The organism is Agromyces intestinalis, from assembly GCF_008365295.1.
Lineage (GTDB): Bacteria > Actinomycetota > Actinomycetes > Actinomycetales > Microbacteriaceae > Agromyces > Agromyces intestinalis.
This window is the reverse complement of record NZ_CP043505.1, coordinates 3,344,301-3,356,825: the sequence shown is the minus strand read 5'-3', so window position 1 is coordinate 3,356,825 and position 12,525 is coordinate 3,344,301. Positions and strand designations below refer to the sequence as shown.

Here is a 12,525-nt window from a genome sequence, read left to right as displayed (position 1 = left end):
GGCGACCGCCGAACCGCGCTCGTCCTCGACGAGCCGGGTCAGCCTCCGAAGCCGGTGACGCGCTTGATCGCCTGGTCGAACACGTCGCCGAGCGCCTGTCCTGCGAGCGACCAGACCACGATCACGAGTCCCGCGGTCATCAACGTGATGAGCACCCACCCGGGCACATCCCCTCGTTCGTCGTCGAGGGTGAGGAGTCGGGCGTGTATGCGCGCGACGAGTGATCGCATCTGGGGTCCTTTCATCGAGGTGCTGGGGGAAGTCATGGAAGGGAAGGCCGCGATCGTGCATCAGAACCCGGTCTGGAGCACGACGTACCCCGGGAAGAGCGCGAAGGCGACGGTGATCGGCAGGATGAGGAAGATCAGGGGCACGAGCATTGCGATCTCTTTGCGGCCAGCGAGTTCGATGATCTGCCGCTTCGCCTCGTCGCGGGCATCGCCGGCCTGGGCGGTGAGCACCGCGGCGAGCGGCGCGCCGCGGTCGAGCGCGCCGAGGATCTGATCGAGCGCACGCGTGAGTGCGGCGTGGTCGAGCCCGTCGCGCAGTTCGGCGAGCGCGTCGGCGAGCGGAACGCCGGTGCCGACCGCGGCCACGACCCCCGCGAACTCGCGGGACAGTTCGCCGGAACCGGTGCGGGCCACCCGACGCAGCGCGTCGAGCATGCCCTCGCCGGCGGTGAGGCTGAGGGCGAGGAACTCGAGCACCGTCGGCAGCTCGGCCGAGACCCGCGCGAGACGCCGGGTGGCAGTGTGCTGCAGCAGCCAGTCGCGCCCGATCGCGGCGATGGCCGCGACGAGGAACGGCACGACGATGCGCCCGATCGTCGGCATGACCGCGAACCCGGGGCTGACCAGCACGAGCAACCCGGCGACGACGAACCCGATCACGGCAGTCGCGAGCTGCTGCCCGCGGAACGCCGCGACGGTCGTGCTCGAGCCGGCTTGACGCAGCCGCTTCGCGACGACCTCGTCGCCGCCGCCGACCGCAGTGACCGCCGAACGCAGTGCGTCGACCACGGGCACCGCGACGAGCCCGAGCACTGGCGAGGGATCGGCGGGCCGGCGATCGAGCAGGTCTCGGGCACCGCTCGACAGGTCGGCGACGTACGGGGCGACCCGTTCCATCAGCCGAGGTCGGCCGAGCCGCGGCACCGCCGAGAGCATGAGCCACAGGCCCACGCCGAGCGCGGCGCCGAGCGCGAGCGCGACGGCGGCGGTCGTCACCGGAACCACCTGCGTTCTTCAGGCAGTCGGCCGAGCGCGATCATCGCGCGATACGCGACGATGCTCACGGCGACGCCCACGAGCAGCAGGACGCTGCCGGCAGCGCTGTCGTATGCGGCGATGGTCTCGGGCTTGGTCGCGAGCACGACGAGGAGCACCCACGGCGCGGCCACGCCGAGCCGCGCCGCGTTGCGGATCCACGACTGTCGGGCGCGCAGTTCGCCACGCAGTGCCGCGTCTTCGCGCAGGTACCGGGCGAGGTTGCGCAGCACCGACGTGAGCTCGCCACCCCCGACCTCGCGGGCCATGCGCAGGGTCTCGACGAGGCGGTCGGCCACGGGGTCGGCGAGGGCGTCCTTCAGTCGATCGAGCGCGACCGAGAAGCTGCCGGTGCGGGCGTAGTCGGCTGCGAACGCCTGGAAGTCGGCGCGTGTGGCCGAAGGGCCGAGATCTGCGAGCGCGGCGACGCTGTCGGGCAACGACACTCCGGCTCGCACGGAGGCGACGAGGTGGTCGACGACCTCGGGCCAGACCGCCCGGTTCGCCGCGCGCCGACGGCTCGCCCGTCGGTGCACGAGCAACGGAACGAGCAGCAGTCCGAGCGCCCCGGCGACCGCCGTCAGCATCGGCAGCGAGAACACGGCCTGCGCGATCGCAGCCGACGCCACGGCGATCAGCAGCAGCATCGTCACGACCACGGCGAAGGGCACGCCGCCGAGGCCTGCGAGTCGGAGCTCGTCGCGGATGCGCCCGCCCGCGGTCACGCGTGATGGCGTCGTGGCACCGCGTGCCGGCCAGAGCAGGGGCGACACCATGAGCAGCAGCCCCAGCCCGAGCGAAGCGCCGAGCACGATGCTCATGCGGCCTCCCCCAGCACGACGTCGGGGTCGAGCCCGGCGCGCTCGTACTTCGTGAGCCGTGCGGGCCGCGCCCCGGTCGCGACGAGCCGCCCGTCGTGCATCGCGAACACGGGCACCGCCTCGACGAGACCGTCGACGACGCGGCCGGTCGGCGCGGAGATCTGCTCGACGCCTCGTCGCCCGTAGCGGTCGATCGTGAGATGCACGACCAGGTCGATCGCCCCGGCGACGGTGGGCAGCACGAACGCGCTGTCGATGTTGCGGCCGGCCAGCAGCGGCAGGGTGCAGAGCTTGGTGAGCGCGTCGACGGCCGAGTTCGCGTGGATGGTGCACATGCCCGGAATGCCCGAGTTCAGTGCGATGAGCAGGTCGAGGCTCTCGGCTTCGCGCACCTCGCCGACGACGAGTCGGTCGGGGCGCATGCGCAGCGCCTCTTTCACGAGCCGCCGCAGCGTGATCTCGCCCGTGCCCTCGAGGCTCGGCTGACGGCACTGCATGGCGACGACGTCGCGCACGTCGAGGTCGAGCTCGAAGGTCTCCTCGACGGTGACGACGCGTTCGCCCGCCCGGATCGACGCGAGCATCGCGTTCAGCATCGTGGTCTTGCCGGTGTGGGTCGCGCCCGACACCAGCACGTTGGCACCGGCGAGCACGCTCATGCGCAGGAACTCCGCGGCCTGCCGCGTGAGGGCGTCGAGTTCGACGAGTTGACCGAGTGATCGCAACGACCGATGGAACTTGCGGATGTTCACCGCGAGGTGCGCCCTCGTGACATCGGGAATGACCACGTGCAAGCGCGACCCGTCGGGCAGCGACGCGTCGACGAACGGCGAGCTCAGGTCGACGCGGCGGCCCGAGTGCTGCAGCATGCGCTCGACGAGTTCGCGCACCTCGCGGTCGCCGAGCACGACGGTGGTGAGCTCGGCCACCCCGTTGCGGGCGACGAAGACCCGGGCCGGCCCGTTGATCCAGATCTCCTCGACGCTCGGGTCGTCGAAGAACGGCTGGAGCGGGCCGTACCCGGTCAGCGCCGCCATGACCTCTCGCTCGGCATCCGCCTCGTCGCCGAGTTCGCGATGCGTTCCGGCGAGCGACTTCTCGTGGTATCGGCGCACCTCTTCGCGCGTGTACCGCGCGGCGAGCCGATCATCGACCGTGAGATCGATGCCCTCGCGGAGCACCCGACTGCGCACCCGATCGGCAATGGTGCGCACGGGGTCGGTCATGCGTTCCATCATGCGGCGGAGCGTCCGGGGCGCCCCGGAGTTATCCACACGGGTGAGGGTTCACCGAGGATCAGCGGCCGACGACACCCGTGCCGAGGCTCAGCGGCCGGGGCCGGCGACGTCCTCCCGATCGCCGACCTGCCCGCCATCGCCGACCTGCACCAGATCAGCGACCTGGATCAGTTCGGCGCTCCTGATCGCGTGTAGGCCTCCATGACCGCGGTCGGCCAGGTCGGGACGGGCGTCGAACGTCACCGAACCTGCGAGAGCGGCGACGGCGGTCGAACGGACGTGCTCGTGCTCCGAGGCATCCTTGAACCGCGCATCGGCGACCTCACGGCGCGCCCGCACATCGACGCTGATGTCGGAGAGGCGCCGCGCGATCGTCGCGGCGAGGCCGTCGCGGAGCTCTTCGAGGTTGGTGTTCGCGATCGCCAGACGACGATCGGAGACCGTCACCTCGACGGTCGGGTAGCCCGCCTGGCTGAGCACGGAGCGCGTTCCGGCGCCGGCGATCTGCTCGACCTCCTCGCGCTCGGGGCGACGGGTGAACACGGCCTCGACCGTGTACCGGTCGGGCGCCTCGTCGGTGAGGAGCGTGGTGGGCAGGGATCCGAGGAACACCGATCCCAGCCCGAGCGAGCCGTTGCCCGCGGCGGTCGTCTTCGTCTGTGTCGTCATGACTGGACGGTACGCCTCGCAGATGTACGCCTCACAGGTTCGGAACCCGGTGTTCGGCACACGGTCGAGCCATCGACCGGACCGCGCGAGCGCGTGACGACGGGCCGACCCGCCCGCACCCACCTAGACTGATCGGGCACTCGCGGGAGTGGTGAAACCGGTAGACACGCAGGATTTAGGTTCCTGTGCCTTCGGGCGTGAGGGTTCGAGTCCCTCCTTCCGCACGGTCACACCTCGATTCGCGGCGGCCCCGCAGCGATACGGGCTCGCGCGTGCGCCTCGACACGCTCGGGGGGCACCGACCAGTCGGCTTCGAGCCACCAGGTGACGCCGGCGTCGGCCCAGGGGCGCACGACCCCGGCGTCGGCCGCCGCATCGGTTCCGGTCGTCGTGCCCTCGTGGGTGACGTCGAAGGGTCGGTCGGCCAGACCCAGTCGCTCGCGTTCGGCGCGGATCCAGGCGATCGCCTCGGCGGCGACCGCGGGGGTGTAGCCGGATGCCTCGGGCGCGACGTCGGCGCCGGGCGGTGCGTAGTTCGGGATCCAGCCGTCGAACCGCGCCACCCGCCGCATCGACTGCGGGCGCGGCCAGACGCCGACCACCCAGGTCGTGATGCGCGGCTGCTGCACCGCCGCGGGCGGCAGCAGCTGCTCGGCGGCCCGCGCCCGGTAGTGCCGGCCGTCGAAGGCGAACGACTCACTGCGCCACATGCGCTCGAGCAGCTCGAGCGACTCGTCGAGCTGCTCGGCCCGCGTGCGCCGCCCGGGGTCGTCGTCGTACAGCCAGAACCGCGGCTCGACCTGCTGCGGAACCCCGAGCCCGGCCGAGAGGATGACCCGCCCGCCGCTCAACCGGTCGACCGTCATGGTCTGGCCTGCGAGCTCCCACGGGCGTCGACGGGGCACCGGGGTGAGCATGGTGCCGAGCCGGATGGTATGCGTGCGCACCGCTGCTGCGGCGAGCACCGACCACGGATCGGTCGCCCACACCCCCTCCCACACGAAGAACGCGTCCCACCCGCTCGCCTCGGCGAGTTCGGCGAGTTCGACGGCCAGCTCGGGATCATCGCCCGTGAAGATGCATCCATACCGCATAGCTCGACGGTAGGCACACCGTCCGACATCCCGTACGATGTGAATCACCCGATGTGAGGTAAGCCTTACCAAACCCGAGTCGAGAGGGCCCTCGATGACGATCGCACCACCCACGCCGTACGCGGACTCCGCCACCGAACCCCTCGATGTCGCCGCCCTGGTGCGCGCCGCCTCCGCCGACGACCACCGAGCCGCCGAGACGCGCGGTTTCGTCACCGCCCTCATGGGCGGCGAGCTCTCGCTCGCCGACTACACCCGGTACCTCGCCCAGTTCGCCTGGGTCTACGAGGCCCTCGAGTCGCGCGGCGCCCGCGACGGCGACCCGGCGGTCTTCGATCCCGCGCTCGCGCGCATGGCGGCGATCGAGTCCGACCTGGCGGCGCTCGGGGCATCCGATTGGCGCGCGAGCCACCCGCCGCTTCCCGCGACCGCCGAGTACGCCGCGCACCTGCGCGCGATCGCCGACGACGACGTGCGCTACCTCGCGCACCACTACACGCGGTACCTCGGCGACCTGTCGGGCGGTCAGGCGATCGCCGCGCTCGTCGGGCGCCACTACGACGCGACTCCCGAGCAGCTCTCGTTCTACCGTTTCGACCTCGGCGACGAGGGCCCGGTGCGCTACAAGCGCCGCTATCGCGAGGCGATGAACGCGCTCGCGCTCGACCCCGAGCAGGTCGACCGGCTCGTCGACGAGGTGCGTGCATCGTTCCGCTTCAACAGCGCGATCTTCGAGGCGCTCGCGGCCTGATCCTCGCCGATTCCGACGTCATACGTTCGGCTGATTCTCAGTGCTCGCACCCAGGCGAGCACCCGTCGTCTCGGTAGACTGCTCGCACACCGCCGCCCGTGACCCGGCGTCCGCCGCGTCCGACGACGACAGGAGCCTCCGTGATCCACACCGCCCTCATTCCGTGGCTCGACCCCGAGACGATCATCGGTGCGGCGGGGCCGTGGGCGCTGCTCGTCGTGTGCTTCATCGTGTTCGCCGAGACGGGGCTGCTCGTCGGCTTCCTGCTGCCCGGCGACACGCTGCTGGTCATCTCGGGCCTGCTCTCGCACCCGATCCCGGGCTCCGAGCACGGCGTGTTCGGCATCTCGGTGTGGTGGGTCGCGCTGCTCATCGGCTTGGCGGCGTTCCTCGGCGGTGAAGCCGGGTACTACATCGGCCACAAGGGGGGCCCGGCGATCTTCGAGCGCAAGGAATCGGGCCTGTTCAGCGTGAAGAACGTCGAACGCACCAACGCGTTCTTCGAACGCTTCGGCGGGCTGACGATCATCCTCGCCCGGTTCGTGCCCATCGTGCGCACATTCGCCCCGGTCGCGGCCGGCGTCGGCCATATGCACAAGGGCAAATACACGATCTACAACCTGATCGGTGCGGTGCTGTGGGGCTTCGGGCTCACGATGTTCGGCTATCTGATCGGCTTCATTCCGCCGATCGCGTGGTTCGTCGAGGAGTACATCGACCTCATCCTGCTGGCCGCGGTCGGCGGCACCGCGATCGTCACGCTCTGGCACTACTTCCGCGAGCGGTCGAAGGCCAAGAAGGCGGCGGCGGCCGGCGAAGACGTGGTCACCGACGCCGACGAGGCGAAAGAGTTGGTGCTCGACCCCGACGTCTTCGACCGCGGGCCGCAGCCCGACGACCACCAGCACGACGACCAGCGGTAGCCGCCGCCTCCACCCGACCCCGACGCGCTGCTACGCGTGCGACGGATGCTCGTGCGCCGCGTGCTCGGCCGACTCGAGCTGGAACGTCGAGTGCGCGACATCGAAGTGGCCGGCGAGGCAGTCGCCGAGGTCGTCGAGCAGGCACTGCTGTCGTTCGCCGGCAAGCGCCTCGGGTTCGGCGACGACATGGGCGCTGAACACGTGGGCGCCCGTCGTGATGGCCCAGACGTGCACGTCGTGCACATCGAGCACCCCGGGCGTGCGCAGCAGGTGCTCGCGGATGTCGGCGACGCGCACGTCGGCCGGCGCCGCCTGGCTCAGCACCCGCAGCACGTCGCGCAGCAGCAGCACCGCGCGCGGCAGAATGAGCGCGGCGATCGCGAGCGACGCGATCGGGTCGGCCGCGTGCCACCCGGTCAGCAGGATGACTCCGGCCGCCGCGATGACGAGGATCGAGCCGATCGTGTCGCCGAGTACCTCGAGGTAGGCGCCGCGCACGTTGATCGAGTCCTTCGCGCCCGAGCGCAGCACGAGCATCGCGGCGATGTTCGCGGCGAGGCCTGCAACGGCCACGACGAGCATGGGCACGCCCTGCACCTCGTGCGCGTCGCCGGTCGCGCCCGTCACCAGCCGGTCGATGGCACCGATCGTGACGGCGACGGCCACCACTACGAGGACGACCCCGTTCACGAGCGCGCCGAACACCTCGAACCGCTGGAATCCGTAGGTCTGCCGGTCGTTCGCGGGGCGCGCAGCGATGATCGCCGCGCCGAGCGCGACGAGGAGCCCGACGAGGTCGCCCGCCATGTGGCCCGCGTCGGCGAGCAGGGCCAGCGACCCGCTGATCAGCGAACCGACGACCTGCACCACGAGAAACGCGCCGATGATCGCGATGGCGACCACGATGCGGGCGCGGTTGCCGCCGGCGACGTCGTGGGAGTGCGAATGCGAGTGACTCATGGCCACTCCAGCCTAGGTCGGAAATCCCCGGTCAGGCCCAGATGGAAGTGGGAATGAGTAGCGTTCTCAGCCGCGCAGCCGGCGTCTCGCTCAGCCGCGTTGCGCGGCCAGCTCGGCCAGGTTCGGCAGCAGCTCGCCGAATGCCCTGGCACGGTGGCTCTCGGCGTTCTTCACGGCCGGAGGCAGTTCGGCCGCCGTGATCTCACGCCCGTCGGGCTCGAAGATCGGATCGTAGCCGTGCCCGTACGATCCGCGCGGCTCGTAGGCGATCTGGCCGGGCCATTCGCCATGGGCGAGCACCTCGCGGGGCTCGACGGTCGGTTCGCCCGCCGGCACGACCAGCGCGAGCGTGCAGTGGAAGTGCGCGTCGCGATGCGGCCGTCGCACGTCGGAGAGCTGCTCGAGCAGCAGCCGGATGTTCGAGTCGGAATCGGCGCGGTGCCCCGACCAGCGCGCCGAGAAGATGCCGGGGGCGCCGTTCATGATGTCGACGCAGAGGCCCGAGTCATCCGCCAGTGCGATGCGGCCGGTGTGCGCGGCCGCGGCGCGCGCCTTCAGCAGGGCGTTCTCGTCGAAGGTCGTGCCGTCCTCGACGGGCTCGGGCCCGTGGTACGCCAGCACGGTGACGTCGGGCAGGTGCTCGGCGACCATCTTCTGGAACTCGGCCACCTTGCCGGGATTGTGCGTGGCGAGCACGATCTCGAGGGGCATCCGGCTCACTCCCCCTGCGCCGCGGCGAGCGCGGCGGTCTGGATGCGCGCGAGATCGGCGGTGCCGCCGAGCGCGAGGTCGAGCAGCGCGTCGAGCTCGCGGCGGTCGAACGGCGCGCCCTCGGCGGTGCCCTGCACCTCGACGAAGAGGCCGCGGCCGGTCGCGACGACGTTCATGTCGGTCTCGGCGCGCACGTCTTCGACATACGCGAGGTCGAGCATGGGCGTGCCGTCGATGATGCCGACCGACACCGCCGACACCGTGTCGATGAGCGGCGTCGCGCGCTGCCCGATGAACTTCTTGCCGCGGGCCCACTCGATCGCGTCGGCGAGCGCCACGTAGGCGCCCGTGATCGCGGCGGTGCGGGTGCCGCCATCGGCCTGCAGCACGTCGCAGTCGATCTGGATGGTGTTCTCGCCGAGCGCCTTGGTGTCGACGACGGCGCGCAGCGATCGGCCGATGAGCCGGCTGATCTCGTGCGTGCGCCCGCCGACGCGGCCCTTCACGCTCTCGCGATCGTTGCGGGTGTTGGTCGAGCGCGGCAGCATCGCGTACTCGGCGGTGACCCACCCCTTGCCCGAGCCGTTCATCCAGCGCGGCACGCCGTTCGTGAAGCTCGCGGTGCAGAGCACCTTGGTGCGCCCGAACGAGATGAGCGCGCTGCCTTCGGCGTGCGCGCTCCAGCCGCGTTCGATGGTCACGTCGCGCAGGTGGTCGGGCGCGCGCCCGTCGGCGCGCACCACGGCGGGGGCGGATGCCTCGGGCTGCACGGATGCTTCGGGCTGCACGGATGCTTCGGGCTGCACGGATGCGTCGGTCACGAATGCGGTCCTCTCGAATGAGTGCTCTGCGGGGTTCTGGGCAGGGTGATGGCGCCGGTCTGGACGAGCTCGACGCTCGGGATCTCGGGGGCGATGAGCCGGTGGGCGAGGTCGAGGAACGCACTCGTCGAGCCGCCTGTGGCCTCGTAGCGGTACTCGGGCGGGGCGGGCGCGCGACGTTCGAGGCCGGTCGACACCAGCACGCGGTACACGTCGTTCGCGGTCTCGACATCGCTCGACACCAGCGCGACCTCTTCGCCCATGACGTACGAGATCGCGCCCTTCAGGAACGGGTAATGGGTGCAGCCGAGCACGAGCGTGTCGATGTCGGCGCGCTTCAGCGGCGCCAGGTACTCCTCGGCGACGCTCAGCAGTTCGTCGCCGGTCGTCACGCCGGCCTCGACGAACTCGACGAACCGGGGGCACGCCTGCGAGAACAGCTCGAGGTGGGGCGCCGCCGCGAACGCGTCGTCATAGGCCCGCGACTGCACCGTGCCGGCGGTGCCGATGACGCCGACGCGACCGTTGCGTGTCGTGGCGACCGCGCGTCGCACCGCGGGCTGGATCACCTCGACCACCGGCACGTCGTAGCGCTCGCGCGCGTCGCGGAGCATCGCCGCCGACGCGGTGTTGCACGCGATCACGACCATCTTCACGCCCTGGGCGACCAGATCGTCGATCACGGCGAGCGCGTAGCGCCGGACATCCGCGATCTTCTTGGGGCCATAGGGCGAATGCGCGAGGTCGCCGACGTAGAGGATCGACTCGTTGGGCAGTTGGTCTTTCACGGCTCGGGCCACCGTGAGACCGCCGACTCCTGAGTCGAAGATCCCGATCGGCTGGTCCGTCACGGTCTCCAAGCCTAGATGCTCCGGCTCGACGGCGAGATCGGATGCTCCGCCACGGCGCCGTGCGCGGCATCCGATCGCTAGGCTCGTCTGCGTGACCGGCTCAGCTGCCCTCTTCACCGACCGCTACGAGCTCACGATGGTGGACGCCGCCCTGCTCGACGGCACCGCCCACCGCGAGAGCCTGTTCGAGGGCTTCGCCCGTTCGCTGCCGGGCGGGCGCCGCTACGGCGTCGTCGCGGGCACCGGTCGGCTGCTCGAGCTGATCGAGCGGTTCCGGTTCGACGACGCCGAACTCGAGTGGCTGCGCGCGAACGAGGTCGTGCGCCCCGCGACGCTCGACTGGCTCGCCGACTACCGGTTCCACGGCGACGTGTGGGGGTACCGCGAGGGCGAGGCGTACTTCCCGGGGTCGCCGCTCATCACGGTGCAGGCCACGTTCGCCGAGGCCGTCATGCTCGAGACGCTGGTGCTCTCGACCCTCAACTTCGACTCGTCGGTGGCGAGTGCGGCGGCGCGCATGGTGTCGGTCGCGCTCGGCCGGCCGATCGCCGAGATGGGCTCGCGCCGCACGAACGAGCGGTCGGCGGTCGCCGCGGCGCGGGCCGCGTACATCGCAGGATTCGACGCCACCTCGAACCTCGAGGCGGGGCGCACCTGGGGCATCCCCACGATGGGCACCGCGGCACACGCCTTCACGCTGCTGCACGACAGTGAAGAGGCGGCGTTCCGCGCGCAGGTCGCCGCGTTCGGCCCGAAGACGACGCTGCTCGTCGACACCTACGACATCGAGCGCGGCGTCGAGACCGCCGTGCGGGTCGCGGGGCCCGAACTCGGCGCCGTGCGCATCGACTCGGGCGACCTGCCCACCGTCGTGGTCGCGGTGCGCGAGCAGCTCGACGCGCTCGGCGCGGTGAACACGAAGATCACGGTCACCAGCGACCTCGACGAGTACACCATCGCCGCGATGTCGGGCTCGCCCGTCGACTCGTACGGCGTGGGCACCTCGGTCGTGACCGGGTCGGGGCATCCTGCCGCGGGGATGGTCTACAAGCTGGTCGCGCGCCGCGACGACGCCGGTGAGTGGGTGTCGGTGGCCAAGGCGTCGGCCTCGAAGGTGTCGGTCGGCGGGCGCAAGAACGCGGCTCGCCGGCTCGATTCGACACGCACCGCGCGCGAGGAGCTCGTGTTCGTCGGCGACGGCCCCGAGGGCGAACCCGAGTTCGAGTCGGGCGATCGGTTGCGCCCGCTGATGGTGCAGCTGATGGTCGACGGCGAACCGGATGCCTCGTACACGGGCGTCGCCGGAACGCAGGCCGCGCGGGCGCACCGCGCCGAGGTGATGCAGGAACTGCCGATCGAGGCGTTCCGCCTCGCTCGCGGCGAACCGGCGATTCCGACGACGTACCGGTGACCTCGTCGCCACGACGATGACCTTCCAGTCGCGCGAGGCTCCGCCCGAGTGGCAGGAGTTCGTGACGCGGCTCTGGTACCAGGAGGTGCCGCGCCCGCGGCCGTACGAGAAGATCCTGCCGCTGCCGTACGTGCACGCGATCGTGAACCTGTCGGCGCCGTACCGGCTGTTCGATCGCCAGGGTGAGGCGGTGCGCGTCGACGACGCGTTCGTCTCGGGCATCCAGTCGGAGTATCTCGTCATCGAGAGCCCGCCCGTCATCCGGCACGTCGGCGTCGAGTTCACCCCCCAGGGGTTGCGCGCGTTCACCAGCGTCCCTCCGTCGGAGGTCACCGGCCGGGTGCTCGCCGCCGAAGCGGTGCTGCCCGGCGCTGCCGAACTCGCGGCCGAGTTGCGCGATCGCGCCGCACTGGAGCCCGCCGAGGCGCTCGACGCGCTCGAATCCTTCCTGCGCTCGCGGCGGCGCGCCGGTATCGAGGCCGACCCGATCGCCACCGCCCTGCTCGCGGCGCTCGCGGCCGACCCGCAGCGGCGGATCGGCGAGCTCGCGGTGCAGGCGGGCGTTTCGCACCGCACGCTGCTCGCCCACGTGCGCGCCGCATGCGGCATGCTGCCGAAGCGGTACGCCGAACTGCTGCGGTTCCACCGGTTCGTCTCGGCACTGCCCATCGGCGAGACGATGCCGACCTGGGCGGATGCGGCTGCGGCATCCGGCTACTACGACCAGCCCCACGTGATCCGCGCGTTCCGCCGCTTCAGCGGCCTCGCACCGGGCGAGTACCTCGCGCTCGTGCGCGAGTTCGGGCCCGATGCGGCGAGCTTCGTGCCGCTCGACGAGGTGCCGATTGCGGCCCGATCCTCGCGGTCGGAGTCGCGGTCGGAGTCGGAGTCGAAGTCGGAGTCGAAGTCGAAGTCGAAGCCGAGTTCGGGGTCAACTTCGTACAAGCCCCCGGCCGCTGCGCGTCGATAGCCTCCTGCCGCGGGGCATCCGATCTCCCCGCTCGAAGCGG

General features: G+C 71.1%; 14 protein-coding genes and 1 tRNA gene. 5 read left to right on the top strand and 10 right to left on the bottom strand.

Annotation, left to right across the window (positions count from 1 at the left end):
* Window positions 1-38: 38 nt before the first annotated feature.
* The 5 genes from FLP10_RS17775 to FLP10_RS15250 form a co-directional block, all read right to left on the bottom strand.
* Entirely contained in the window at window positions 39-230 is a 192-nt protein-coding gene (locus tag FLP10_RS17775) for a hypothetical protein (protein ID WP_246150047.1), read from the bottom strand.
* Window positions 231-290: 60 nt separating this feature from the next.
* Window positions 291-1,226 (bottom strand): type II secretion system F family protein, encoded by a 936-nt coding sequence (locus tag FLP10_RS15265; protein ID WP_342780546.1) that lies wholly within the window; start codon window positions 1,224-1,226, stop codon window positions 291-293.
* Window positions 1,223-2,086 (bottom strand): type II secretion system F family protein, encoded by an 864-nt coding sequence (locus FLP10_RS15260; protein ID WP_149161646.1) that lies wholly within the window; start codon window positions 2,084-2,086, stop codon window positions 1,223-1,225. The genes FLP10_RS15265 and FLP10_RS15260 overlap by 4 nt, the downstream gene beginning before the upstream one ends.
* Entirely contained in the window at window positions 2,083-3,312 is a 1,230-nt protein-coding gene (locus tag FLP10_RS15255; RefSeq protein WP_210418420.1) for a TadA family conjugal transfer-associated ATPase, read from the bottom strand. Before FLP10_RS15255 ends, FLP10_RS15260 begins: the two co-directional genes overlap by 4 nt.
* Before the next feature lie 99 nt (window positions 3,313-3,411).
* Window positions 3,412-3,993: a hypothetical protein gene (locus tag FLP10_RS15250; RefSeq protein ID WP_210418419.1), complete on the bottom strand. Its 582-nt coding sequence runs from the start codon at window positions 3,991-3,993 to the stop codon at window positions 3,412-3,414.
* 142 nt (window positions 3,994-4,135) lie between these two features.
* Here FLP10_RS15250 and FLP10_RS15245 point away from each other — a divergent pair.
* Window positions 4,136-4,217: transfer RNA gene (locus FLP10_RS15245), tRNA-Leu, on the top strand.
* Window positions 4,218-4,220: 3 nt separating this feature from the next.
* Here FLP10_RS15245 and FLP10_RS15240 read toward each other — a convergent pair.
* The gene (locus FLP10_RS15240; RefSeq protein WP_149161644.1) at window positions 4,221-5,087 is read right to left on the bottom strand and encodes an LLM class flavin-dependent oxidoreductase; all 867 of its coding nucleotides are present in this window, start codon (window positions 5,085-5,087) and stop codon (window positions 4,221-4,223) included.
* A 94-nt stretch (window positions 5,088-5,181) separates the two neighbouring features.
* Between FLP10_RS15240 and FLP10_RS15235 the strand changes: the two genes are divergently transcribed.
* Both FLP10_RS15235 and FLP10_RS15230 read left to right on the top strand, forming a co-directional pair.
* A complete protein-coding gene (locus tag FLP10_RS15235; RefSeq protein WP_149161643.1) occupies window positions 5,182-5,838 on the top strand; it encodes a biliverdin-producing heme oxygenase in 657 nt (218 codons plus the stop codon).
* A 140-nt stretch (window positions 5,839-5,978) separates the two neighbouring features.
* The gene (locus tag FLP10_RS15230; protein ID WP_168209212.1) at window positions 5,979-6,761 is read left to right on the top strand and encodes a DedA family protein; all 783 of its coding nucleotides are present in this window, start codon (window positions 5,979-5,981) and stop codon (window positions 6,759-6,761) included.
* Between the two features lie 30 nt (window positions 6,762-6,791).
* Here FLP10_RS15230 and FLP10_RS15225 read toward each other — a convergent pair whose 3' ends face one another.
* From FLP10_RS15225 to murI, 4 genes are all read right to left on the bottom strand, one after another.
* The gene (locus tag FLP10_RS15225; RefSeq protein WP_149161642.1) at window positions 6,792-7,721 is read right to left on the bottom strand and encodes a cation diffusion facilitator family transporter; all 930 of its coding nucleotides are present in this window, start codon (window positions 7,719-7,721) and stop codon (window positions 6,792-6,794) included.
* Window positions 7,722-7,811: 90 nt separating this feature from the next.
* Complete coding sequence (gene rdgB / locus FLP10_RS15220) at window positions 7,812-8,432, bottom strand: RdgB/HAM1 family non-canonical purine NTP pyrophosphatase (RefSeq protein WP_149161641.1); 621 nt, start codon at window positions 8,430-8,432, stop codon at window positions 7,812-7,814.
* A gap of 5 nt (window positions 8,433-8,437) precedes the next feature.
* Complete coding sequence (gene rph / locus FLP10_RS15215) at window positions 8,438-9,175, bottom strand: ribonuclease PH (RefSeq protein WP_149162291.1); 738 nt, start codon at window positions 9,173-9,175, stop codon at window positions 8,438-8,440.
* 74 nt (window positions 9,176-9,249) lie between these two features.
* The gene (murI, locus tag FLP10_RS15210; protein WP_149162290.1) at window positions 9,250-10,104 is read right to left on the bottom strand and encodes a glutamate racemase; all 855 of its coding nucleotides are present in this window, start codon (window positions 10,102-10,104) and stop codon (window positions 9,250-9,252) included.
* Between the two features lie 91 nt (window positions 10,105-10,195).
* Here murI and FLP10_RS15205 point away from each other — a divergent pair, with 91 nt between their 5' ends.
* On the top strand, window positions 10,196-11,515 hold the full coding sequence (locus FLP10_RS15205; protein ID WP_149161640.1) for a nicotinate phosphoribosyltransferase: 1,320 nt from the start codon (window positions 10,196-10,198) through the stop codon (window positions 11,513-11,515).
* Between the two features lie 16 nt (window positions 11,516-11,531).
* Window positions 11,532-12,485 (top strand): AraC family transcriptional regulator, encoded by a 954-nt coding sequence (locus tag FLP10_RS15200; RefSeq protein WP_149161639.1) that lies wholly within the window; start codon window positions 11,532-11,534, stop codon window positions 12,483-12,485.
* The last annotated feature ends 40 nt before the right edge of the window (window positions 12,486-12,525 follow it).